Genomic DNA, 20,806 nt, shown 5'->3' on the forward strand with positions numbered 1-20,806 from the left:
TTTTTTTCGCTATGGTGTTACCTCATTTTGGAGGTGCCATGAATCAGACCATCGATCTTATCCTTTCCCATCGCTCCATTCGTCAGTTCACTGCCGAGCCGATCGCCCCGCAGCAGCTGGATGTCATTCTCGCCGCCGCCCAGTCCGCCTCGACCTCGAGCTTTTTGCAGGTGACCAGTATTGTGCGAGTCTGCGAGCCCGAGGCGCGTCAGCAGTTGGCCATGCTGGCGGGCAATCAATCCTATGTGGTGCAGGCGGCCGAGTTTCTGGTGTTCTGCGCCGATTACCACCGCCACACCCAGATCGTGCCCGAGGCCCAGACCGGCTATGCGGAGCAGTTGCTGATCGGAGCCATCGACGGCGCCCTGATGGCGCAAAACACCTTGCTGGCGGCCCAGTCGCTGGGGCTGGGCGGGGTCTATATCGGCGGCATTCGCAACCATCCGGCCGAGGTGAGCGAACTGCTCGGCTTGCCCCATCAGGTGATCCCGCTGTTTGGTCTCTGCCTTGGTCATCCTGCCCAGCAGCCGGAGCAGAAACCCCGTCTGCCCAGGGGATTGGTGGTGCATCAGGAGCGCTACCAGCACGAGCTGGATCGCGACCTGCTGGCCCGGTACGATCAGCAGATCGCGGACTACTATCAGGCCCGTAGCAGCAACAACAAGCAGCAGACCTGGAGCGGCCAGATCCGCGCCATTCTGGGCAAGGAGTCCCGCCCTTTCATGCTGGGATTCCTGCAATCGCGGGGCTTTAACCTCAAGTAATGGCGCTGATGGGCGATACTATGGGGAGGTGACCGTCATGGTCATCATCCCCTGATCCTGCAATCTCTCCCTGAGACCGGGGGCACAGCTTGGTGACAAATCGTGGGCAAGGGGGGATCTGCAGGCTACCTTAAGTGGGTAAGCTGTTGTAGGATCACGCAATTGGATAGGAACAGGGGTTTGGACATCCTATGATTTTAACTTTGGTATTGCTGTCTATTGGCGCACTCCTGTTTTTGGTTATCGCCTATAACGTGGTGCAGCAATATAAGCAGAAGGCAGAGGCGGACAAGCGTCACGCCGTTGCCAGACACAAGACGGTGGCTGACGAGACCGAAGAGGTGTTGCTGAACGTCAATCTGGTGCCTTTCTCCAAGAACATGGTGTTGCTGTTGCAGCACCGGATCCTCGATGCCTATCGCGCCATCGCCCAGGTGATGCCGAACAATCAGATCAAGCAGCGCATCGTCGATGTGCAGACCCAGATCAAGAATGTGCAGGAGAACTACAGTGTTCAGGATGAGGGTCAGTTCAAGACCCCGGAGTCCGATCGTCAGGCGATCCAGATGCTGCAGTTGGTCAAGAAGATGCGGGCCGTGCTGCGGGTCGAGCACAACAAGGGCAAGATTGACCCTCAGGGGTTTGCCCAAGAAGAGCGCCGCCTTGAGCTGATGCAGCTCAAGATCAACATCTCCAATCTGGTCAAGCGGGCGATGGATGCCCGCATTCAGGGCCAATATGGTACTTGCCGCCAGCTCTATACCAAGGGACTATCGGCCATGGCGAGCGTGGGCGACAAGGATCCCTACCTGCTGGCCCGTGAAGAGGATATGCGTCAGGGGCTCAAGGAACTGGAAGAGCTGCAGCAGCAGAACAGCGCGCAGGATCTGCAAAACATCAAGGACAAGGAAGCTGACGAGCTCGATGTCCTGTTTCAACCCAAGAAGAAATGGTAAGCATGTCCCACCCACTCGATTCCACACTGGGGCCAATGGCCCCATTTGTTTCTCAGCTGCTGGCCGAACTGGCCGCCACTGGCGTCATAATTTCACAGCCAACGGTCGATCACCTCTGTTATCGGGCGGCTACCCTGCAGGAGTACCGCGCGCTATGTGCTGTGCTGGCTGAGGCGGGCTCCTTGCTGGTGGAGGGTATGATTGGCGGACGTCCCATCGCCACTTATCAGTTGCATCAGCCTCTGCTGGCTGGTGAGGTACAGGTACCCTGTATCGAGCTGGCTGCACCGAAACCGGGTCGCGTCCATCAGGCGGGGCTGGAACATATCGAGCTGGTGGTCACTTCACTGCAAGATCTGGTAGCGCGCTATCCCGAGCAGCCATTCAAAACCGGCAACATGCAGGATATCCGCAACCCCGATATTGGCCTGATGTTGCCTTCCGGCCAGATCAAGTTTCATCTGCGCCCGCTGGCTGAGGTGATCGCCGAAGAGGTGGCGACCGGTGCTGTGGTCGCGGTGCCTGCGGATTATTTCGATCAGGAGTGATCCTGCGCTCAATGCGGTGCGAGCCTGACAGGCTCTTGAATAACGCAGCAAAAGGGGTCACCGGTGTGACCCCTTTTGTTATCTGGCGGTGCTGGGTTGCGAGAGCGCCATCTGCTCGTGGGTGACCCTGTTTGCGCTGAGCCCGTTACCCGTGTCGGTGGGGTTGCTGGGCGGGCAGTGGCGATTGGCTTCGCTGCTTGAGACGGCCGAGCCAGAGGCTCAAGCCCGCCGTCAGGATGAGGACCAGTTCAATCCCCATGACCAGACCGCCTAGCTCACCCTGCTCCCAGAAGGGGTGCAGGTAAAGTCCCCCCAGACTGGCTCCCAGATAGTAGGCCACCAGATAGAGGGAGGAGGCGAGGGCGCGGTTGTGTTCGACATGATGACCGACCCAGGCACTGGCGCAGGCGTGTGCCAGGAAAAAGCCGAAGCTGGAGATCAGCAAGCCACTCAGGATCCCGGGCAGGCTAGCTTGCAGCAGCCACAGACTGCCGATAGCCATCAGGGCGATCCCCACCAGCAGCATGCGTTGTGCCCCCCAGCGGTTGGCAAAGCGACCGCTCAGAGAGGAGGCCACCGTCCCCGAGAGATAGGTGAGAAACAGCATGCCGAGCCACTGCGTGGGCAAGGAGAAAGGAGGCTTGGCCAGCAGGAAAGTGAGGTAGCTGAACTGGTTCAAAAACACCATAAAGTTGAGTCCCCCGATAAGGTAAGCCCCTACCAGCAAGGGATTGGTCAGGTGTTGCTGCAAGGCGCGAGCAAATTGGCCGCGAACGGGGGCGCTCGCCACAAAGCGGGTCTGATGGGGCAGCAGCCAGAAGACCAGCGGCAGCAGTGACAGGCTGATCACACCAATCCCCAGAAAGGTATGCTGCCAGTCGCCAAACCAGCCCGCCAACAGACCGCCGATCACCCGACCGGCAATGCCACCGAGGGAGTTGGCGGCAATATAGACCCCCACCGCCGAGAGGAGCGCCCGTTTGCTGAACTCTTCCCCCATATAGGCAATCGCGGTCGCGGGCAGTCCTGCCAGCAGCGCGCCCTGCAGGATGCGTAGCAGCAGCAGGGTGCCAAACTGCTCAACCAGCGGGATTAACAGTGAGAGCAGGATCGCCAGGGTGAGGGTACCCAGCATGACTTGCCGACGGCCATGGCGATCCGCCAGTCTGGCGCAGATCAGCAGGGAGGCGGCGAGGCCAGCAGTGCATCCTGCCAGGGTCCAGCTGGCCGAGAGGGAGTTGACCGAGAAGACCTCGGCGATCAGGGGTAACAGGGGATGGGTCTGGTAGAGGTTCAGAAACACCAGAAAAGAGCCCAGGCTGAGGGCCAGGGTTGCACGTATCCACTCGCGACTTCCAATTTCAATCATTGCGTATTGTCCTGACTACTTTTGGTCAGGGTAGAGTCCTTGCGGTTATAAATATAATATATTTAAGTTATCCATCTCATAAGATGAATTGATACATGGATCTGAAACAGCTCACATATCTGCTGGCGGTCAGGGATGCCGGCTCATTTACCAAGGCAGCCAACAGTCTGCATGTGGCACAACCGGCCATCAGCATGGCCATCGCCAAGCTGGAGCAGCAGCTCGAATTGCGACTGTTTGATCGACAGGACCGTGCGGTACGGCTCACCCCGGAGGGAGAGGTGCTCTGTCGCCATGCCGAGCGCTTGTTGTTGCAGATGCATCAGGCCGAGGCCGAGATGGCCGAGCTCAAGGGGCTGGAGCGGGGGGAAGTGCGGATCGGGATCCCCTATATGATGGGCTCCTACTATTTCCCCCCTCGTCTGATGGCCTTCAAGCATCGCTATCCCGGCCTCAAGATCCGGGTCGAAGAGGCTGGCACCCGTGAGCTGCTCAGCCGGATGGTGGATGGCTCCCTCGATCTGGCCATTCTCATCACCAGTGATCTCCCCCACGCCATCGAGGGGGCACATCTGCTGAGCGAAGAGATGTTGATGGTGGTGGGGGACGATCACCCCTTGCGTGGCGCACCGGCCGTCACCCTCTCGCAGTTTTTCGCTCAGGAGCTGGCGCTGTTTCGCCGTGGTTTCTATCACCGGGAGCATATGGAGGCACTGGCCCAGAGCCTTGGCGTTGAACCCGATATTGCCTTCGAGAGTAATCTTATCCCTCTGCTCAAGGCGGTGGTGCGGCAAGGCTTTGCGGTGACCACCTTCTTGCGGATGGTGCTGGAAGAGGAGCCGGATCTGAGTGGCGTGCCCTTCGACCCGCCTATCTATCTCGATCTCTGCGTGGCGTGGCGGCGGGGTGATCCGCTCTCCATGGCCAACCGTGCCTTGCGCGATTTCCTACTCAAGGAGAGCCCGGCCTGATGGCGGCGGGCCATTGCTGAAAGTTTGTTACTATTAACGGTGGGTTCGCTTGAGGGCTACACCATGAAATTGCAGCAATTGCGCTATATCGTCGAGGTGGCGAACCACAGGCTGAATCTGTCGGCCACCGCCGAGAGCCTCTTTACCTCCCAGCCCGGGATCAGCAAACAGGTGCGGATGCTGGAGGATGAGCTGGGGATCCAGATCTTCGAGCGCAGCGGCAAACACCTGACCCAGATCACCCCCATCGGTCGGGATGTGATCAAAGTGGCCGCCGAGGTGTTGGACAAGGTCGCCACCATCAAGGTAATGGCCAGGCAGCATGTGCATCCGGAGCAGGGAACCCTCACCATTGCGGCTACTCATCTGCAAGCCCGTTATATTCTGCCCGCCATCCTCAAGGGTTTTATGGCCCGCTTTCCCAAAGTTGCCGTAACTGTGATGCAGGGGAGTGCGACGCAGTGCCGCGCAGCCGTGCATGATGGCGCTGCCGATCTGCTGCTGGCGGATGAACTGGAGGATGGGGGCGATCTGCTTGTGCTCCCCTCTTTTCGGTGGCAACGGGGCTTGGTGCTACCCAAGGATCATCCGTTGGCCAAAGCAACATCGCTGACTCCGGCCGAGCTGGTGGAGTTTGCATTGGTGACCGATGGAAGGGCTCTCTTCACAGCTCAAGGCACTGATTGCGCTCATGCCGAGAGCCGGATCGCCTGCTGTGCGAGCGACAGCGATGTGCTCAAGACCTATGTCAGACAAGGGATGGGCATCGGAGTGATGGCAACTTTTGCTTGGGAGCCCCAGCGCGATGGCGATCTGGTACTCAAAACGGCGCCCTGGCTACCAGGCGGTGTGGCCGCTATCGGGTTGCGCAGAGGGGCATTTTTATGCGGCTATCTGTATGACCTGATTGAACGTCTCGCGCCGCAATTGACCCGCGAGCGGGTCGATCAATACTGCGCGGCCCGCACTGGCGAAGAGCTTGAAGCTCTGCTGGCCAATCTGACCGTGCCACTTAGATAGCTTGGGTTGTAGTGGTCATCCCAAGAAAAACGCCTCCCAATGGGAGGCGTTTGACTATCTGACATTCGTCAACGCAGGCTCATTTTTTGAGCATATGATCCAGCTTGTTGGCCTTGGTCGACAGATAGAACTCGTTGTGGGGATTGCGTCCTTCCTGCAACGGAACCCGTTCGGCCACCGGAATACCGAAGGATTCCATTGCTTTCATCTTGCGCGGGTTGTTGGTCATCAGTTTGAGAGACTTGACCTCAAGCTGCTTGAGCATATCGGCGCAGATGGTGTAGTCGCGCATATCGGCCGCGAAACCAAGGGCCACGTTGGCTTCCACGGTATCGGCCCCCTGATCCTGCAGGTGATAGGCGCGGATCTTGTTGAGCAAGCCGATGCCACGGCCCTCTTGACGCACATACAGCAACACGCCACGACCGGCTTTGGCGATATTTTCCATGGCCGCCTGCAACTGGAAACCGCAGTCACAACGCAGGCTGAACAGGGCGTCGCCGGTCAGGCACTCTGAGTGGATCCGGCCCAGCACGGGCTCTTCACCGGTAATGTCGCCCATCACCAGTGCGGCGTGATCTTTGCCTGTGCCGGTTTCCTGAAAACCTACCAGCGTGAAGGTGCCCCAGGGGGTTGGCAATTTGGATTTGGCCACGAGGGTAACGCTGCTCATAGGTTGCTCCTTACTACTAACGGCTCAAAAAAGGTGGCCAGTTTAGCGCGCCTTATCAGGAACGACCATAAGAACAAGTCCCTGCATTGCTTAATGAAATCTCCAAATGAGATACAAGCACAGCTGTCCGGCGGGGTTTTGGCCCTTTGTGCGGATTGATGACTGCCAGGCTCACCACATTCGGGTATAATCGGCGCCCATTAACCCACCCCTTCGGGATGGGAGCAACACAGTGCAGGAGAGAAGTTATGCCTCAGATGGCCCCCGTAATGACAATTGATGGCCCCAGTGGTGCAGGTAAAGGCACCTTGTGTCAGCTGCTTGCTGAGAAGCTGGGTTGGCACTTGCTGGACTCGGGCGCCATCTATCGGGTGTTGTCCTTGGCCGCCCTGCATCACGATGTAGAGCTGGACAGTGAAGCCTCACTGGTGCCGCTGGCCGCCAATCTGGATGTGCAATTTCAGGTTGAGGGCGATCTGGTCAAGGTGATCCTGGAAGGGGAAGATGTCTCCCGCACCATCCGCACCGAAGAAGTGGGTAATGCTGCCAGTAAAATCGCCGCCTTCCCCCGGGTGCGCGAAGCCTTGCTGCGCCGTCAGCGTGCATTTCGTCAGGCCCCGGGTCTGATTGCCGATGGTCGTGACATGGGCACAGTGGTTTTCCCCGAGGCCGAGGTGAAGATTTTCCTCGACGCCAGTGCCGAAGAACGGGCCCAGCGTCGCTATAAGCAGTTGCAAGATAAGGGCTTTGATGTTAACTTTGAGCGTCTTTTAACCGAGATTCGGGAACGTGACGATCGCGACAGAAATCGCGCTACTGCACCCCTGAAACCGGCAGAAGATGCTCTGGTGGTAGACTCTACCGCCATGACCATAGATGAAGTGCTGGCAACAGTACTCGCCTATGCAGAGCAACAACTTGGTGATGCCAGCGCAAGCTGACATCCGGTCGTCTGCACCAAGGATGGCGCAGATTATTTAAAACAGCCCCGCTTGTGCCGGATTGCAAGTGGATGTTTCATTTGTGACATAAACAATGATCGAATCTTTTGCTCAACTCTTTGAAGAGTCCCTGAACGCCGTTGAAACCCGTCAAGGTTCCATCGTCAAGGGTACTGTCGTTGCTATCGAGAACGGTTTCGTACTGGTTGACGCCGGTCTGAAATCCGAGTCCGCTATCCCGGCTGAAGAATTCAAGAACGCCATGGGCGAGCTGGAAATCACCGTCGGCGACACCGTTGATGTGGCTCTGGACTCTATCGAAGATGGTTTCGGCGAAACCAAGCTGTCCCGCGAAAAAGCCAAGCGCCACGAAGCCTGGCTGCAGCTTGAGAAGGCTTACGAAGAGCAAGCTACCGTTATCGGTATCATCAACGGCAAGGTCAAGGGTGGTTTCACCGTTGAACTGAACGGCATCCGTGCCTTCCTGCCGGGTTCTCTGGTTGACGTGCGTCCGATCCGTGACACCGCTCACCTGGAAAACAAAGAACTCGAGTTCAAAGTCATCAAGCTGGACCAGAAGCGCAACAACGTTGTTGTTTCCCGTCGTGCCGTGATCGAGACCGAGAACACCTCCGAGCGCGAAAGCCTGCTGGCTAACCTGCAAGAAGGTCAAGAAGTTAAGGGTATCGTCAAGAACCTGACCGACTACGGTGCATTCGTAGATCTGGGCGGTGTTGACGGCCTGCTGCACATCACCGACATGGCGTGGAAGCGCGTTAAGCATCCTTCCGAAATCGTCAACGTTGGCGACGAGATCGCTGTCAAGGTTCTGAAGTTCGACCGCGAGCGTACCCGTGTATCCCTGGGTCTGAAGCAGCTGGGCGAAGATCCCTGGGTTGCTATCGCCAAGCGTTACCCGGAGACCACCCGTCTGTCTGGCCGCGTGACCAACCTGACCGACTACGGCTGCTTCGTTGAAATCGAAGAAGGCGTTGAAGGCTTGGTACACGTATCCGAGATGGATTGGACCAACAAGAACATCCACCCGTCCAAAGTTGTTAACGTTGGCGACGTGGTTGACGTGATGGTTCTGGACATCGACGAAGAGCGTCGTCGTATCTCCCTGGGTCTGAAGCAGTGCAAATCCAACCCGTGGCAGCTGTTTGCCGAAACTCACGCCAAAGGCGACCGTGTTTCCGGCAAGATCAAGTCCATCACTGACTTCGGTATCTTCATCGGTCTGGATGGCGGCATCGACGGCCTGGTTCACCTGTCTGACATCTCCTGGAACAACCAGGGCGAAGAAGCCGTGCGTGAATTCAAGAAAGGCGACGAGATCGAAGCCGTTGTTCTGCAAGTGGATCCGGAGCGTGAGCGCATCTCCCTGGGTGTCAAGCAGATCGAAGAAGACCCGTTCAACAAGTACCTGGCTGACAACAAGAAAGGTGCTATCGTGAAGGGTAAGGTTACCGAGGTTGATGCCAAAGGTGCCGTTATCGAACTGGCTGATGGCGTAGAAGGCTACCTGCGTGCCTCCGACGCTGCTCGTGACCGTGTAGAAGACGCCACTCTGGTGCTGTCTGTTGGTGACGAAGTTGAAGCTAAATTCATGGGCGTTGATCGTAAGAACCGCACCGTAAGCCTGTCTGTCCGTGCTAAGGACGAGGCTGATGAGCGTGTTGCTATCGATAACCTGAACCAGCAAGAAGAAGTTGTGTTCAGCAATGCTATGATGGAAGCGTTCAAAGCCGCCAAGGGTGAGTAATCCTTGATGCAAGAAAAGGGCGGCATTGCGCCGCCCTTTTTTATCCTGGCAAAATGAATATTGCATGTGATCGGGGAAGGAGATTTAACGTTATGACCAAATCAGATCTCATCGAACAACTGGCAGCCAGCCGCATGCATATGCCGGCCAAGGATGTCGAAGCCGCCATCAAGGAGATCCTTGAGCAGATGGCGTCGACCTTGCAAAACGGCGACCGGATTGAAATCCGCGGATTTGGCAGTTTTTCACTGCACTATCGTGCGCCCCGTGTGGGCCGCAACCCCAAGACTGGGGACAAGGTTGAACTGACCGGGAAATATGTCCCGCACTTCAAACCAGGTAAAGAGTTGCGCGAGCGCGTCAACATCATTGAATAATGCAGAAATGGGCATACCTCGGGTATGCCTTTTTTCTTTTTGGCACCGATTCCTGTGCCAATCGTCTTGTTTCTTAAACTCTTTTCCCATTCACTCTAGAGTCTGCCTGCGATTTTAAGGATAATCAGCCTCTCATTAGATACTGACAGGGAGCTCTTATGAAGCGTATTTTGGCCCTCATTCCGCTGGTGCTGGTGTTTGTTCTGACCCTGGCGCTGGGCTCACAAAATGGCCAGCTGGTTCAGTTCAATTACCTGATCGCTCAGGGTGAGTTTTCGCTTGCCATGCTGTTGGGCTTCTTCTTCGCTGGCGGTTTTTTGCTGGGCTGGCTGGTATTCGGCCTGCTGTTCCTGCGCCTGAAAATGCAAAACCGCACCCTCAACCGCACCATGCGTCGTCAATCCCGCGAGTTGGAGCTGGCCCGGTCACCGGGTAAGGAATAATGTTCCTCAATGCTTGAACTGCTTTTCCTGCTGTTGCCCATCGCCGCCGGTTATGGTTGGTACATGGGTCGCAGGAGTGTTCGCCAGGACACCCAAAAACAGAGTAACCAGTTTTCCCGCCAGTATGTGGCGGGCCTCAACTATTTGCTGTCCGATGAATCCGACAAGGCGGTGGATCTCTTTATCCAGCTGCTTGAGGTGGACAGTGAAACCATCGAAACACACCTCTCCCTCGGCAACCTGTTTCGCCAGCGTGGGGAGGTCGATCGTGCCATCAAGATCCACCAGAACCTGGTAACCCGCCAACTGACTCGGGAGCAGCGACAGCTTGCCCTGCAGGAGCTTGCGCGCGACTTTTTGGCTGCAGGTCTGCTGGACCGAGCGGAAGCGCTCTGGAATGAGCTGTGTGACGACAGCGACTATGAAGAGACGGCGCTGGCACAGCTGTTGATCATCCATCAGCAGTTGCGGGACTGGGATAAGGCCATCGATGTGGCGGTTCGTCTGCAAAAATTCCAGGGCAAGAAGCTGGCCGACCCCATCTCCCATTTCTATTGCGAACAGGCCGAAATCGCGCTGCGTGAGGGCAATAAAGGGGAGGGGCTGGCCAAGCTCAAACGGGCGCTCAGTATCAATCCGGCATGTGCCCGGGCCAGTTTGCGCCTCGCTGAGCTTGCCATGGCGGAAGGGGGGTATGAGCAGGCCAGCAAGGAGCTGCTGCGGGTGTTCGAGCAGGATATCGACTTTGCCTCCGAGGCGATGCCCAAATTGCTCGAGTGCTATCAGCAGTTGGGGCGCACGCCTGCGTTGATCCCGCTGCTTGAGAAGGCAGTGGAAGATCACGCCGGTGTCAGCGTGACCCTGGCCCTTGCCAAGCTGGTTGAAGAGCGTGATGGCCTGAGCCAGGCCCGTTCACTGGTGCTGCGTCAGCTGCGTCGTCATCCCTCGATGAAAGGTTTTTACCAGTTGGTGGGTTTTCAACTGGCCAGTGCGGAGGAGGGGCCTGCCAAGGAGAGCCTCGAACTGCTGCAACAGCTGGTCGGCGAGCAGATAAAAATCAAGTCAACCCACAAGTGTCGGCAGTGCGGCTTTGCCACTCACTCGTTGTTCTGGCAGTGCCCGTCTTGTCGCCAGTGGGGTTCCATCAAGCCGATCCGCGGTCTGGACGGTGAATAACAAGCAATAGGATGTGAGATGCAAGATCCCAAAGTACTGGTAGCGCTGGATTATCAGCACGAGGCAGATGCCTTAGCGTTCGTTGAACGTATCTCTCCGGCCCAGTGCCGTCTCAAGGTAGGCAAGGAGATGTTTACCCTGTTTGGCCCGCAGTTTGTACGCCAGCTGGTGGCCAAGGGATTCGATGTCTTTCTGGATCTGAAGTTTCACGATATTCCCAATACCGTTGCCAAAGCAGTGGCAGCCAGTGCCGAGCTCGGTGTCTGGATGGTCAACGTGCATGCCAGTGGTGGTGAGCGGATGATGCGTTCCGCCAAAGAGGCGCTACTGCCTTATGGCGACAAGGCCCCCCTGCTTATCGGCGTGACCGTGCTGACCAGCATGGAGCAGTCCGACATGATCCCTCTTGGTCTGGATGTGAGCCCTGCCGAGCAGGTGATCCGGCTGGCTACCTTGACCAAGGCATCCGGCTTGGATGGGGTTGTCTGCTCTGCCAACGAGGCCCATGAGCTTAAAGCCTTGCTGGGTGATGAGTTCAAGCTGGTGACCCCGGGTATTCGCCCGACTGGTTCAGCGGCCGGGGATCAGCGCCGGGTGATGACACCGAAAGCGGCGGTCGAGGCGGGGTCCGATTATCTGGTTATCGGTCGCCCCATTACGCAGGCTGCCGATCCGGCCGCCATGCTGGCCAGCATCAATGCCGAGCTGGCTGGTGCGTAACAGGCTCACTCAGTGATACGCGGTGCAGGCCGAGCAACAGGCCTGCACCGGCCCCAATAAGATGAGAGCCGATGTGTACTCTGGCATTGATCAGGGTGGAGATCGGACTCTCTCCTGCGTTGTAGAAGTCCATCGCCAGCTTGAGCCCCATCCCTGCCAACAGTAGCCAGCCCGACGTGCGGCGTCCGTGGCGGATATCCTGCATTGCCCCCCAGACAAACAGACCATGCAGCGAGCCGGATAGTCCCATGTACCACTGGGTCTGCGGGCACCACCACCAGATCCCCAAGCCCACTGCCAGCCAGAGCAGCAACATCAGCAGCGGCAGGCGAGCCCCACCCAGATAGTCGCGAAACAGGCTATAGAGGATGGCGAGGCCGCCCAGATTGAGCAGCAGGTGCCACAGATTGGTATGAGCCAGATTGCCTGTTATGATCCGCCACCCTTCGCCCCCGGCGATCAAGGGCCGATCGAAGGAGAGCTGAAGATTGGGAACGGTAAAGAAGAGTAGCAAGCTGGTGAGAGAGAGCGTGATAACCCAGAGCAATCCAGATTTGTCTGACAACATGAAACAGTCCAACGACAAGAACAGTCGATACTGTACACGTTGCACCCGAGCCCTCAAAGCCTGCCTGTGCGATTATATTGTGCCGGTTGACAATCACACGCCCCTCTACATCTTGCAGCACCCCAACGAGGTGGCACATCCCAAGGGGACCGCGGCACTGCTGACGGCCTCTTTGCAACAGTGCGAGATCCATGTGGGGGAGGACTTTTCCCGCGATGAGTGGCTCAATATGCTGCTGGCTGACCAATCCCGTCGTTATTATTTGCTCTGGCCGGATGAGGATGCCATTTCGCTGACCGATCTTCGCCAACAGTGGGAGAGTGAATCCTCTGGCTCCGCATCCGTCGCCTTTATCTTGCTTGACGGCACCTGGCGCAAAGCCTATCGCATGTTGCAGAGCAACCCGGCTCTGGCCCGCTTGCCCCGCATCGGCATTGGTGCCATTGCCGGTCAATATGCCATTCGAAAGAAACCCTTTCCCGATGCCCTCTCTACCATAGAGGCGGGCTATCACCTCTTGTCCCGGTGGGAGGGGAGGCCGGAGCGCTATGCGCCCTTGCTGACCCTGTTCAATCGGTTGAATACCCAGTGGCAGGACTTTGCCGAAGGCCGCCGCGCGTGACATTTGAAGGAGTTATCAAGATGAAAAAAGCAGTCGTGGTTTTCAGCGGCGGTCAGGACAGCACTACTTGTCTGGTGCAGGCATTGGCCCGGTATGATGAAGTGCACGCCATCACCTTTGACTATGGCCAGCGCCATCGGGAAGAGATCGACACCGCGCGCCGTCTGGGCAGTGCACTGGGGATTGCCGCCCACAAGGTGATGGATGTGACGCTGCTCAATGAGCTGGCGGTCTCTGCCCTGACCCGTGACGACATTCCTGTCAGCTGCGAGCTGCAGGATAACGGGCTGCCCAACACCTTCGTGCCGGGCCGCAATATCCTGTTCCTGACCCTGGCCTCCATCTATGCCTATCAGGTGGGCGCCGAAGCGGTGATCACCGGTGTGTGCGAGACCGACTTCTCCGGCTATCCCGATTGCCGTGACGAGTTCGTCAAGGCCCTCAATCAGGCGGTGTCGCTGGGGCTGGATCGCGGCATCCGTTTTGAAACTCCCTTGATGTGGCTCGACAAGGCCGAAACTTGGGCACTGGCGGATCACTATGGTCACCTTGATACTGTGCGCCAGCAGACCCTGACCTGCTACAACGGCATTGCCGGTGACGGCTGCGGCACGTGTCCTGCGTGTGAACTGCGCAGTCGCGGTCTGAATAACTATCTGGCCGACAAGGCGGGCATCATGGCCAGACTGTTTGAGAAAACCGGGCTGGGCGAGAAAAGCGCAGAGTGAGCCTGCGTCTTGCCGTGGCTTGGGGTATAATCCGCGACTTTTGCAACAAGCCGTGATCGAGATGCACTACCCAATCAACGAGATTTTCCAGACCATCCAGGGGGAGGGCATCTTTACCGGCCTGCCCGCCATCTTTGTTCGCCTGCAGGGTTGCCCGGTGGGCTGCCCCTGGTGCGATACCCGTCATACCTGGGTTGTTGATCCGGCTCGTGAAGTGGGTAAGGCGGCGGTGCTGGATCGTTCCAACGAATCCGATTGCTGGAGCCAACTCAGCACCGCGCAGATTATCAAGAGCTTTGGCGATCTGGGTTATCAGGCGCGCCATGTGGTGATCACCGGTGGGGAACCCTGCCTCTACGATCTGCACGAACTCTCGTCAGCCCTGCTGGCGGCGGGTTATCAGGTGCAAATTGAAACCAGTGGCACCAGCGAGATCAAGACTCATGAGCAGACCTGGGTAACAGTCTCCCCCAAGATCGGTATGAAAGGGGGGCTGCCTGTGCTGGTCTCGGCGCTGGAGCGGGCCAACGAGATCAAGCATCCGGTGGCCACCGAGCACCATATTGAAGAGCTGGATGTGCTGCTCGCTACTGCTACCCTGCGCCCGGACGTGGTTATTGCCTTGCAGCCGATCAGCCAGAAACCACGGGCCACCCAATTGGCGATGGATACCTGTATCGCGCGTAACTGGCGACTCTCAATCCAGACTCATAAATATCTGGATATCGATTAATATGGATTGGCTATCCGACGAACAGGTGCTGCTGACTCTGACCAACAAGATGCCTTACGGTAAATATCAGGGGCGGCGTATCATCGATATTCCCGAGCCCTATCTGGTGTGGATGGCGCGCAGCGGTTTTCCGGCGGGTAAATTGGGCCAGACGCTGGCGTTGGCTTACGAAATCAAACTCAATGGACTCGAATCCATGATTATTCCCATTATTAACAGGATGTCGGTATGAGAATATATACGAGGCAGGGCGACAAGGGCATGACCCGGCTGGCCGATGGTATCCAGTTGCCAAAGGATCATTTGCGGGTCGAGACCTACGGTTATATCGATGAGCTCAACTCCCATATTGGCTTGCTGATTTGTGACGTGCCGTCGCAAGAGATCGGTTTATTGGCTGATTTACAGCTGTTGCAACAGGAGTTGTTTGATCTGGGGGGTGAGTTGGCATTCTCCAGCGACGCCCAGAATGAATCAATTTGGCAAGTTAATGCCGCCTGGACCACTCGCCTTGAACAGCAGATTGATCGTTATAGCGAGCCATTGCCGCCGCTGCGCCAATTTATATTGCCCGGTGGTTCCCGTGCCGCGGCGCAAGCGCATGTGGTGCGTACTCTGGTGCGTCATTGCGAGCGCTTGCTGCTGACATTGAGCCGGGAAGAGCGGGTCAATCCCGAGGTGCTGCCCTATCTGAACCGGATGAGTGACTGGTTCTTTACCGTTGCCCGCTATCTTATCTGCGTGGCAGGGGAACGTGAAGTTCTGTGGGTCAAGGCAGCAGATCGCCCGCAATCGGCTATCTGATATGTCACATTTAAGCGGCAATAAAAAACCTCGCCTTGGCGAGGTTTTTTATTAGCAACGAGATTGAGATCAGATAGCAAAGTCTTCCAGTGATTTGCCTGCTGCCACTGCGCTGGCAATAGCCGAAGGCATACGGCCCTGGCCGGTCCAGGTTTTCTCTACGCCATTATCCTGATAGCGATATTTGGCAGGACGTGGCGCCCGCTTGGCTTTTTCTGATTTGCCGGGGTTGGTAGCGACAGCGCTTACCAATTCTGCCGGGTCAATACCGGCGGCTTTCAGCATTTCGCTATATTCGTTAATTTTCCGCAGATGCTCTTCACGGGCTTGACGCTCGGCAGCTTCATCCTGCTGACGTTCAGCAACGATAGTAGAGAGTTTTTCCAGTGCCTCTTCCAGTTGTTCCAGAGAAAGCTCGCGGCAGGTCGCACGCAGACTGCGGATATTAAGCAGTACCTTTAAAAATTCATTCATAGGAGTTACCACGTCGAGTCAGAGAAAAATATTATGTTCCAGCTGATTCTTGCTTGGTGATTTAAATAAGTCAAGCCGGGTTAAATATAATATCCGTGGGGAACATCAATACAGATATTTAATATGGCCAGCAATAGGCTTGGTGATTGGATGCCAATGAAACCGCAGTAGGTGAAAATAGCGTCAAAACAGGCGTTATTGCATCATTTGACTACCATTTTTCGACCTTGATATGTTTATCGTGACTATTTAATCAAAAAACTTGCTATAAGCTGCCATCTCGATAAAATGTGCGGCGAATACCTTTAAGTAGAGGCGCGCTGCCTATGAGTATTTGTGCGGAGGGTGATGCCTGTGATGCACAAGGAAAGGAGTCAGCGCCGAAGTGGCCAGGCCATCATACCGGGCTGCTGGTTCTGCATCTAATAGGTGCAGGACTGCCATAGTCATCCACTATGGAGCGCTACCTGAAGGGGCTGAGGAGTATGACCTCCCCATAGGTTTTGTTTCTTTAGATCCTCTCGGTAGATCTCCACCTGTAATCTTTAGGTGCAAAGAGATCATGGACATTAGTCATTTCGCCGACTCCGGTTGGTCCGTTCTTCCCCCCCTGTTGGCTGTCGCACTGGCGATCATGACCCGCCGCGTGCTGCTGTCCCTTGGTGTGGGCATCGTCACCGGCAGTTTGCTGCTCAATCAGTTTTCGCCCCTCGAATCCCTGCATTACATGTTGAATACCGTGCTCAAGATCTTCTGGGTCGATGGCGCGCTCAATCGTGACAACGTCAACATGATCCTGTTTATGCTGCTGCTGGGTGGCCTCATCAGCCTGATGAGCGTCTCCGGGGCGACCCGTGCCTTTGCCGAATGGGCCGAGCGTCGTGCCAAGACCCGCAAGGGCGCCAAAGCGCTGACCGGTATGATGGTGTTTGCCTTCTTTATCGATGACTTCTTCCACAGCCTGTCGGTGGGGGCCATCTGCCGTCCGGTCACCGACCGCTTCCAGATCTCCCGTGCCAAACTGGCCTATCTGCTGGACTCCACCGCGGCGCCGGTCTGCGTGCTGATGCCCATCTCCTCCTGGGGGGCCTATATCATTGCCCTGGTTGGCGGCATCATGGCGGCCCACGGTCTGACTGAACAGAGCCCCATCGCGGCATTTGTCGAGATGATCCCGATGAACCTCTACGCCGTCTTCACCCTGATCATGGTGCTGGTGGTGATTGCATTCCAACTCGACATCGGCCCGATGCGTCAACACGAAGCGTGGGCGCTGGAAGGCAAGCTGTGGGATGAGTCCAAGGGCCGCCCCATCGGTCTGGATATGGAGAGCCCGGAGGAGAGCAACGGCGGCATGATCGACATGGTACTGCCGATCCTGACCCTGACCGCCGCCACCATCTATTTTATGATCGATTCCGGTGCTGCGGTGCTGAGCGAGAAAGGGCTGCCCTTCAGCGTGCTTGGCTCGTTCGAAAATACCAACGTCGGCTCTTCGCTGGTCTACGGTGCCCTGTGCAGTCTGGTGGTCTCCATCGGTCTGGCGATGCGCCTGAAGCTGGGTGCCAAGAACTGGATCAAGGCCGCTCCGCAAGGCGTCATGGCCATGCTGCCAGCCATCAACATCCTGTTGTTTGCCTGGACCATAGGTGCCGTGGTGCGCGACGTTGAGACCGGCAAGTATCTGGCTTCGCTGGCTAACGGTAACCTGCCGATCGAAGTGCTGCCTGCTGTGGTCTTTATCCTCTCCTGTGCCATGGCGTTTGCTACCGGCACCAGTTGGGGTACCTTCGGCATCATGCTGCCGCTGGCCGGTGACATGGCCGCCGCCAGCGACATCAGCCTGATGCTGCCGATGCTGGCCGCGGTACTGGCAGGTTCGGTATTCGGGGATCACAGCTCGCCCATCTCCAGCACCAGCATCCTCTCTGCCACCGGTGCCGGTTGCCATCACATCGATCACGTGATGACCCAGCTGCCCTATGCACTGGCCATCGCCTTCGGTGCGGCCATCGGTTACTTGGCGATGGGCTTGATGCACTCCAGCCTGGCCGGTTTCAGTGTCAGTGCCCTCTGGTTCGTGCTCTTTACCGGCTATCACCTGAAAAAGGCCAAAGCGCGGCCAGTGCTGGCCACCGCGTAACATTTATAGAGCAAGGGGCCCGCGGGCCCCTTGGTTTTGTCAGGGGCTTTGGTTAGCATGCGCCCCATAAATTCAGTTTCGGAACAGTATCATGGCTTCACTGCACTACAAATTTGCCACCATGAATTCAGGCAAATCCACCCAGCTCATTCAGGCGCACTTCAACTATCTGGAGCGGGGCATGCATCCTCTGGCGATGACGCCAGCCATCGATGACCGTTTTGGGGTCGGGGTGATCAGTGCCCGGGTTGGCCTTGAACTGAAGGTGGACGTGTTCAGCGACAGCTGCGATCTGTTTGAAATGGTGAAAGCGCGTCATGCGAAGAAACATATCGATGTTTTCATCGTGGACGAGGCCCAGTTCCTGACCCGTGAGCAGGTCTACCAGCTGGCCCGCATCGTCGATGAGCAGGATATTCCGGTGATGGCCTATGGCCTCAAGACCGATTTTCGCGGCGAGCTGTTCCCGGGCTCCTACCATCTGCTCTGTCTGGCCGACAAGTTTGAAGAGCTGAAGAGTATCTGCTGGTGTGGCAACAAGGCTCACATGAACTCCCGGGTCAACGAAGCGGGGCAGGTGATGCGTGATGGCGAACAGGTGGAGATCGGCGGCAACGATCGCTATGTGTCGCTCTGTCGCAAACACTATCTGGAAGGTCGGGCCTACAAGTAAGTCGGCTGCGATATTTGAATCGTCGAGCAGGGCGCCAATCTGGCGCCCTTTTTATTTTCCCCAACTTGTATCGCTGTGGTTCAGTCGATCTCGATATCCACCGGCGCAATGATGGGGTCTGCCACCGGCAGGCGTTGAAACAGCTGGCGAAAATGGTGCTGTACCCGGCCTATATCGACCAGTGACATGCCGGAGGCAAAACCGAACCAGACATAGAGGCCGGTGAGATCGCGAAACATCGGCGGCAAATAGCGGGGAGCGGCGATCAGCCCCTCCAGATAGTGCTGATAGAGCACCGGAATGTCATCCAGTGTCACCTTGCCGACAAACAGCATTGGCAGGATCTCGGGCACCCCTTCCAGCACGGCGCTGCGGATAAAGTTGACCGTCTCCACATAGCCACGCACGTAGGAGAGATCCTTGGTAAAGCAGGCGCCGCCGCCCACCATGCCGCCACGAAAGACCCGCTGGGTGATCTTGTAGGCGTCGTGCTCGCTGGTGCCCTGCTGCACGAAGTGCTGAAACACCTCGATAAAATCGGCGCCGCGCTCGGCCATGTCGATGGCCATCACCCGATCGGAGATACGCTTGGCCCGATCCGGAAAGGAGCTGAAGGTGAGGGTCTCTATCAATACCGCCAGCCCCTCCTGACAGGCGGTGATCCGCGGTGAACCGGCGCTCAGCCAGGTGGCATAGGGCTGCTGGCGACCGTTGAGGGTGGTGCCGACATGGACCCACCCCTCGTGTACTTCCAGCACCTGCAAGTCCAGCTCGGAGAAACGGGCGTGGGAGTTGAGCTTGATGTAGTCGCCCCCGGCAGCGGCATCGGAGACAATCCCATCGCTCAGCTTCACCTGCACAGTGCCGTCACTGAAGTAGCTCGACAGCTTGCCCTGCAGTTTGGCGACTGCGGCTTCTCCTTCGAACTCCTTGGGGTAGGGGCGCACCAGATGGCGGGCGCCGGGCAGGGAGAAGATATCGCACAGGCGGGCGCCCAGCTCCTTGAGAGTCTTGCGATCCCCACGCAGGTGATCGCTGGCAGAGCCATAAAGCAGCTGGCTGTAACGCTGAAAATCGGGTTGGCCCCGCTGGCGCAGCATCTCGATCACCACCATGTACTGATCGACCGTCTCTTGCAGGATCCGGCCAAGATCGTCCTGTGGCCCCAGTTTTCTGCGGATCCGGTCCCGCAGCTCCTTGAGCTCCAGATACTTGTTGCGCGGATCGAAGCCGAGGGGGAGGGCATCATAGAAGTGCCTGTCGATAGCGGGCAGCTCCCTGCCACCGCTTGCCAGAAAGCGATCCTGCAGATGGCGTGGCCATTTGATGGCATCCAGAATGCGGATGGGTTTTTGCAGGGTGAGCAGCTCATCCGAGAGTGATTTCAGATGAAGGCGATACTTTTCTTGGATAGTCATGGGGCCCCCTGTGGGGCAAGCGTCATCGTGGATTTGGCTGAGTATATGCATAGCGCTTGCCAAAAAGAAGCGAGCCGCAGGGTTATCGGGTTGGCGTGCTTTTTGTTGATAGCAAATTGGTTTAGACTGCGCCCCTTGATCCCAATCTTGTCGTGGAAATGATGAATATCCCCAGCTCCGAAATGATCATGCGTTGGTTGCAACAGGCTCGTATCGAGCACTATGTCTGCGACCAGTGTCACGGTATCCACATTGTCTCTTTGCAGTCGGTCGATGGTATTCAGGAGAGCCGGATCTTCGTGGAAGAGGAAGGCCTGCTGTTCTCCTCCGAGCTGGAAGTGCGCCCCTCCGCAATGCTGCCGCTGGTTGCCGAACTGGGCCGACTCAATATGCAGTACCCCTCCCTCAAGGTGTTCCTCGATATCATCGATGACAACCTGCCGCGGCTGGTGGTCGGCCACACCGTCTTTACCAAGGCCGGACTCAGCGTCGAGCAGTTCCTGCTGTTCGTGCAAAGCACTATCGCCGCTACCCACGAACTGGTTGCCGAATGCGAACGTTTCGGCTTCCTCAACCTGCCGGAAATCCAGGTTGCACCGGAATCTGTGCATTAAGTGTTCGAACGGTTCGCCAGGTGAAAAAAGCCGTTGACGCGGGCGGGGCTTTCCCCTAAATTACGCCCCGTTCCAGCGCAACAGCGCAGCGAACACCGTGTTGGCTGAACACGTTAAACCACAGACCAAAATTTGGTGAGGTGTCCGAGTGGCTGAAGGAGCACGCCTGGAAAGTGTGTATACGGCAACGTATCGAGGGTTCGAATCCCTCCCTCACCGCCACATTGCAAAGCCCTGATGGAAACATCAGGGCTTTTTGCTATCTGGGTTTTTGCGGGCGCTGTGGGCAAGCCGATGGCGATGGGC

General features: G+C 57.1%; 24 protein-coding genes, 1 tRNA gene and 1 riboswitch. Of the genes, 20 read left to right on the plus strand and 5 right to left on the minus strand.

The window, feature by feature from the left end:
• Positions 1-38 precede the first annotated feature (38 nt).
• The 3 genes from nfsA (at position 39) to AB5Y67_RS02685 (ending at position 2,268) form a co-directional block, all read left to right on the plus strand.
• Positions 39-764, plus strand: coding sequence for an oxygen-insensitive NADPH nitroreductase (gene nfsA / locus AB5Y67_RS02675; RefSeq protein ID WP_201957471.1), 726 nt, complete (start codon positions 39-41; stop codon positions 762-764).
• Positions 765-955: 191 nt separating this feature from the next.
• On the plus strand, positions 956-1,720 hold the full coding sequence (locus AB5Y67_RS02680; protein WP_005337161.1) for a hypothetical protein: 765 nt from the start codon (positions 956-958) through the stop codon (positions 1,718-1,720).
• Entirely contained in the window at positions 1,714-2,268 is a 555-nt protein-coding gene (locus tag AB5Y67_RS02685) for a VOC family protein (RefSeq protein WP_325793818.1), read from the plus strand. Before AB5Y67_RS02680 ends, AB5Y67_RS02685 begins: the two co-directional genes overlap by 7 nt.
• Before the next feature lie 145 nt (positions 2,269-2,413).
• On the opposite strand, the gene AB5Y67_RS02690 is transcribed toward AB5Y67_RS02685, so the two are convergent.
• Positions 2,414-3,637: an MFS transporter gene (locus AB5Y67_RS02690; RefSeq protein ID WP_325793817.1), complete on the minus strand. Its 1,224-nt coding sequence runs from the start codon at positions 3,635-3,637 to the stop codon at positions 2,414-2,416.
• A gap of 95 nt (positions 3,638-3,732) precedes the next feature.
• Between AB5Y67_RS02690 and AB5Y67_RS02695 the strand changes: the two genes are divergently transcribed.
• Together AB5Y67_RS02695 and AB5Y67_RS02700 are read left to right on the plus strand one after the other, a co-directional pair.
• On the plus strand, positions 3,733-4,608 hold the full coding sequence (locus AB5Y67_RS02695) for a LysR substrate-binding domain-containing protein (RefSeq protein WP_325793816.1): 876 nt from the start codon (positions 3,733-3,735) through the stop codon (positions 4,606-4,608).
• Positions 4,609-4,671: 63 nt separating this feature from the next.
• Positions 4,672-5,628, plus strand: coding sequence for a LysR substrate-binding domain-containing protein (locus tag AB5Y67_RS02700; RefSeq protein WP_325793815.1), 957 nt, complete (start codon positions 4,672-4,674; stop codon positions 5,626-5,628).
• Positions 5,629-5,707: 79 nt separating this feature from the next.
• Here the strand turns inward: AB5Y67_RS02700 and ribA are convergent, their stop codons facing one another.
• Positions 5,708-6,301, minus strand: coding sequence for a GTP cyclohydrolase II (ribA, locus tag AB5Y67_RS02705; RefSeq protein WP_005337152.1), 594 nt, complete (start codon positions 6,299-6,301; stop codon positions 5,708-5,710).
• Between the two features lie 248 nt (positions 6,302-6,549).
• Here ribA and cmk point away from each other — a divergent pair, with 248 nt between their 5' ends.
• The 6 genes from cmk (at position 6,550) to pyrF (ending at position 11,723) form a co-directional block, all read left to right on the plus strand.
• On the plus strand, positions 6,550-7,242 hold the full coding sequence (gene cmk, locus AB5Y67_RS02710; protein WP_019444698.1) for a (d)CMP kinase: 693 nt from the start codon (positions 6,550-6,552) through the stop codon (positions 7,240-7,242).
• A 94-nt stretch (positions 7,243-7,336) separates the two neighbouring features.
• The gene (gene rpsA, locus AB5Y67_RS02715) at positions 7,337-9,007 is read left to right on the plus strand and encodes a 30S ribosomal protein S1 (protein WP_368207570.1); all 1,671 of its coding nucleotides are present in this window, start codon (positions 7,337-7,339) and stop codon (positions 9,005-9,007) included.
• A gap of 92 nt (positions 9,008-9,099) precedes the next feature.
• A complete protein-coding gene (gene ihfB, locus AB5Y67_RS02720; RefSeq protein ID WP_005299934.1) occupies positions 9,100-9,384 on the plus strand; it encodes an integration host factor subunit beta in 285 nt (94 codons plus the stop codon).
• A 158-nt stretch (positions 9,385-9,542) separates the two neighbouring features.
• Positions 9,543-9,827 carry a LapA family protein gene (locus AB5Y67_RS02725; protein ID WP_005337143.1) on the plus strand — a complete coding sequence of 95 codons (285 nt, stop codon included), beginning with the start codon at positions 9,543-9,545 and terminating at the stop codon, positions 9,825-9,827.
• 9 nt (positions 9,828-9,836) lie between these two features.
• Positions 9,837-11,003, plus strand: coding sequence for a lipopolysaccharide assembly protein LapB (gene lapB / locus AB5Y67_RS02730; RefSeq protein ID WP_064341134.1), 1,167 nt, complete (start codon positions 9,837-9,839; stop codon positions 11,001-11,003).
• Between the two features lie 18 nt (positions 11,004-11,021).
• The gene (pyrF, locus tag AB5Y67_RS02735) at positions 11,022-11,723 is read left to right on the plus strand and encodes an orotidine-5'-phosphate decarboxylase (protein ID WP_064341133.1); all 702 of its coding nucleotides are present in this window, start codon (positions 11,022-11,024) and stop codon (positions 11,721-11,723) included.
• Here pyrF and rrtA read toward each other — a convergent pair.
• A complete protein-coding gene (gene rrtA / locus AB5Y67_RS02740; protein ID WP_074042643.1) occupies positions 11,698-12,291 on the minus strand; it encodes a rhombosortase in 594 nt (197 codons plus the stop codon). The two genes, pyrF and rrtA, sit on opposite strands and share 26 nt — an antisense overlap.
• Here rrtA and AB5Y67_RS02745 point away from each other — a divergent pair.
• The 5 genes from AB5Y67_RS02745 (at position 12,290) to AB5Y67_RS02765 (ending at position 15,178) form a co-directional block, all read left to right on the plus strand.
• Positions 12,290-12,913 (plus strand): tRNA-uridine aminocarboxypropyltransferase, encoded by a 624-nt coding sequence (locus AB5Y67_RS02745; RefSeq protein WP_101529933.1) that lies wholly within the window; start codon positions 12,290-12,292, stop codon positions 12,911-12,913. The genes rrtA and AB5Y67_RS02745 overlap by 2 nt on opposite strands.
• Positions 12,914-12,933: 20 nt before the next feature.
• On the plus strand, positions 12,934-13,641 hold the full coding sequence (gene queC / locus AB5Y67_RS02750) for a 7-cyano-7-deazaguanine synthase QueC (protein ID WP_005359893.1): 708 nt from the start codon (positions 12,934-12,936) through the stop codon (positions 13,639-13,641).
• 61 nt (positions 13,642-13,702) lie between these two features.
• Complete coding sequence (gene queE, locus AB5Y67_RS02755; RefSeq protein WP_064341131.1) at positions 13,703-14,374, plus strand: 7-carboxy-7-deazaguanine synthase QueE; 672 nt, start codon at positions 13,703-13,705, stop codon at positions 14,372-14,374.
• Between the two features lies 1 nt (position 14,375).
• The gene (locus AB5Y67_RS02760) at positions 14,376-14,606 is read left to right on the plus strand and encodes a DUF3820 family protein (RefSeq protein ID WP_005337126.1); all 231 of its coding nucleotides are present in this window, start codon (positions 14,376-14,378) and stop codon (positions 14,604-14,606) included.
• Positions 14,603-15,178 (plus strand): cob(I)yrinic acid a,c-diamide adenosyltransferase, encoded by a 576-nt coding sequence (locus tag AB5Y67_RS02765; RefSeq protein ID WP_064341130.1) that lies wholly within the window; start codon positions 14,603-14,605, stop codon positions 15,176-15,178. Before AB5Y67_RS02760 ends, AB5Y67_RS02765 begins: the two co-directional genes overlap by 4 nt.
• 69 nt (positions 15,179-15,247) lie before the next feature.
• On the opposite strand, the gene AB5Y67_RS02770 is transcribed toward AB5Y67_RS02765, so the two are convergent.
• Entirely contained in the window at positions 15,248-15,652 is a 405-nt protein-coding gene (locus AB5Y67_RS02770; protein WP_005359895.1) for an H-NS family nucleoid-associated regulatory protein, read from the minus strand.
• Positions 15,653-15,954: 302 nt separating this feature from the next.
• Positions 15,955-16,126: riboswitch (Lysine riboswitch) on the plus strand.
• A gap of 88 nt (positions 16,127-16,214) precedes the next feature.
• Between AB5Y67_RS02770 and AB5Y67_RS02775 the strand changes: the two genes are divergently transcribed.
• Together AB5Y67_RS02775 and AB5Y67_RS02780 are read left to right on the plus strand one after the other, a co-directional pair.
• Positions 16,215-17,795, plus strand: a complete 1,581-nt coding sequence (locus tag AB5Y67_RS02775) for a Na+/H+ antiporter NhaC family protein (RefSeq protein WP_005359896.1) — start codon at positions 16,215-16,217, stop codon at positions 17,793-17,795.
• A 91-nt stretch (positions 17,796-17,886) separates the two neighbouring features.
• Positions 17,887-18,468 (plus strand): thymidine kinase, encoded by a 582-nt coding sequence (locus AB5Y67_RS02780; protein WP_005351181.1) that lies wholly within the window; start codon positions 17,887-17,889, stop codon positions 18,466-18,468.
• 80 nt (positions 18,469-18,548) lie between these two features.
• On the opposite strand, the gene AB5Y67_RS02785 is transcribed toward AB5Y67_RS02780, so the two are convergent.
• Positions 18,549-19,886: a flavohemoglobin expression-modulating QEGLA motif protein gene (locus tag AB5Y67_RS02785; RefSeq protein WP_005337120.1), complete on the minus strand. Its 1,338-nt coding sequence runs from the start codon at positions 19,884-19,886 to the stop codon at positions 18,549-18,551.
• A 158-nt stretch (positions 19,887-20,044) separates the two neighbouring features.
• On the opposite strand from AB5Y67_RS02785, the gene AB5Y67_RS02790 reads away from it, so the two are divergent.
• Positions 20,045-20,500, plus strand: a complete 456-nt coding sequence (locus AB5Y67_RS02790) for a YbjN domain-containing protein (RefSeq protein WP_193859395.1) — start codon at positions 20,045-20,047, stop codon at positions 20,498-20,500.
• 134 nt (positions 20,501-20,634) lie between these two features.
• A tRNA-Ser gene (locus AB5Y67_RS02795) sits at positions 20,635-20,722 on the plus strand.
• The last annotated feature ends 84 nt before the right edge of the window (positions 20,723-20,806 follow it).

Source organism: Aeromonas sp. s12 (assembly GCF_040907925.1).
GTDB classification, from domain to species: domain Bacteria; phylum Pseudomonadota; class Gammaproteobacteria; order Enterobacterales; family Aeromonadaceae; genus Aeromonas; species Aeromonas veronii.

Coding starts and splice junctions, on each gene's coding strand:
- lapB (WP_064341134.1), top strand. CDS start 9,837: ATGCTTGAACTGCTTTTCCTGCTGTTGCCCATCGCCGCCGGTTATGGT.
- AB5Y67_RS02770 (WP_005359895.1), bottom strand. CDS start 15,652: ATGAATGAATTTTTAAAGGTACTGCTTAATATCCGCAGTCTGCGTGCG.
- cmk (WP_019444698.1), top strand. CDS start 6,550: ATGCCTCAGATGGCCCCCGTAATGACAATTGATGGCCCCAGTGGTGCA.
- AB5Y67_RS02700 (WP_325793815.1), top strand. CDS start 4,672: ATGAAATTGCAGCAATTGCGCTATATCGTCGAGGTGGCGAACCACAGG.
- AB5Y67_RS02785 (WP_005337120.1), bottom strand. CDS start 19,886: ATGACTATCCAAGAAAAGTATCGCCTTCATCTGAAATCACTCTCGGAT.
- AB5Y67_RS02685 (WP_325793818.1), top strand. CDS start 1,714: ATGGTAAGCATGTCCCACCCACTCGATTCCACACTGGGGCCAATGGCC.
- AB5Y67_RS02790 (WP_193859395.1), top strand. CDS start 20,045: ATGATGAATATCCCCAGCTCCGAAATGATCATGCGTTGGTTGCAACAG.
- AB5Y67_RS02680 (WP_005337161.1), top strand. CDS start 956: ATGATTTTAACTTTGGTATTGCTGTCTATTGGCGCACTCCTGTTTTTG.
- queE (WP_064341131.1), top strand. CDS start 13,703: ATGCACTACCCAATCAACGAGATTTTCCAGACCATCCAGGGGGAGGGC.
- ihfB (WP_005299934.1), top strand. CDS start 9,100: ATGACCAAATCAGATCTCATCGAACAACTGGCAGCCAGCCGCATGCAT.
- queC (WP_005359893.1), top strand. CDS start 12,934: ATGAAAAAAGCAGTCGTGGTTTTCAGCGGCGGTCAGGACAGCACTACT.
- AB5Y67_RS02690 (WP_325793817.1), bottom strand. CDS start 3,637: ATGATTGAAATTGGAAGTCGCGAGTGGATACGTGCAACCCTGGCCCTC.
- nfsA (WP_201957471.1), top strand. CDS start 39: ATGAATCAGACCATCGATCTTATCCTTTCCCATCGCTCCATTCGTCAG.
- AB5Y67_RS02780 (WP_005351181.1), top strand. CDS start 17,887: ATGGCTTCACTGCACTACAAATTTGCCACCATGAATTCAGGCAAATCC.
- AB5Y67_RS02745 (WP_101529933.1), top strand. CDS start 12,290: ATGAAACAGTCCAACGACAAGAACAGTCGATACTGTACACGTTGCACC.
- rpsA (WP_368207570.1), top strand. CDS start 7,337: ATGATCGAATCTTTTGCTCAACTCTTTGAAGAGTCCCTGAACGCCGTT.
- AB5Y67_RS02775 (WP_005359896.1), top strand. CDS start 16,215: ATGGACATTAGTCATTTCGCCGACTCCGGTTGGTCCGTTCTTCCCCCC.
- pyrF (WP_064341133.1), top strand. CDS start 11,022: ATGCAAGATCCCAAAGTACTGGTAGCGCTGGATTATCAGCACGAGGCA.
- AB5Y67_RS02760 (WP_005337126.1), top strand. CDS start 14,376: ATGGATTGGCTATCCGACGAACAGGTGCTGCTGACTCTGACCAACAAG.
- AB5Y67_RS02725 (WP_005337143.1), top strand. CDS start 9,543: ATGAAGCGTATTTTGGCCCTCATTCCGCTGGTGCTGGTGTTTGTTCTG.
- rrtA (WP_074042643.1), bottom strand. CDS start 12,291: ATGTTGTCAGACAAATCTGGATTGCTCTGGGTTATCACGCTCTCTCTC.
- AB5Y67_RS02695 (WP_325793816.1), top strand. CDS start 3,733: ATGGATCTGAAACAGCTCACATATCTGCTGGCGGTCAGGGATGCCGGC.
- AB5Y67_RS02765 (WP_064341130.1), top strand. CDS start 14,603: ATGAGAATATATACGAGGCAGGGCGACAAGGGCATGACCCGGCTGGCC.
- ribA (WP_005337152.1), bottom strand. CDS start 6,301: ATGAGCAGCGTTACCCTCGTGGCCAAATCCAAATTGCCAACCCCCTGG.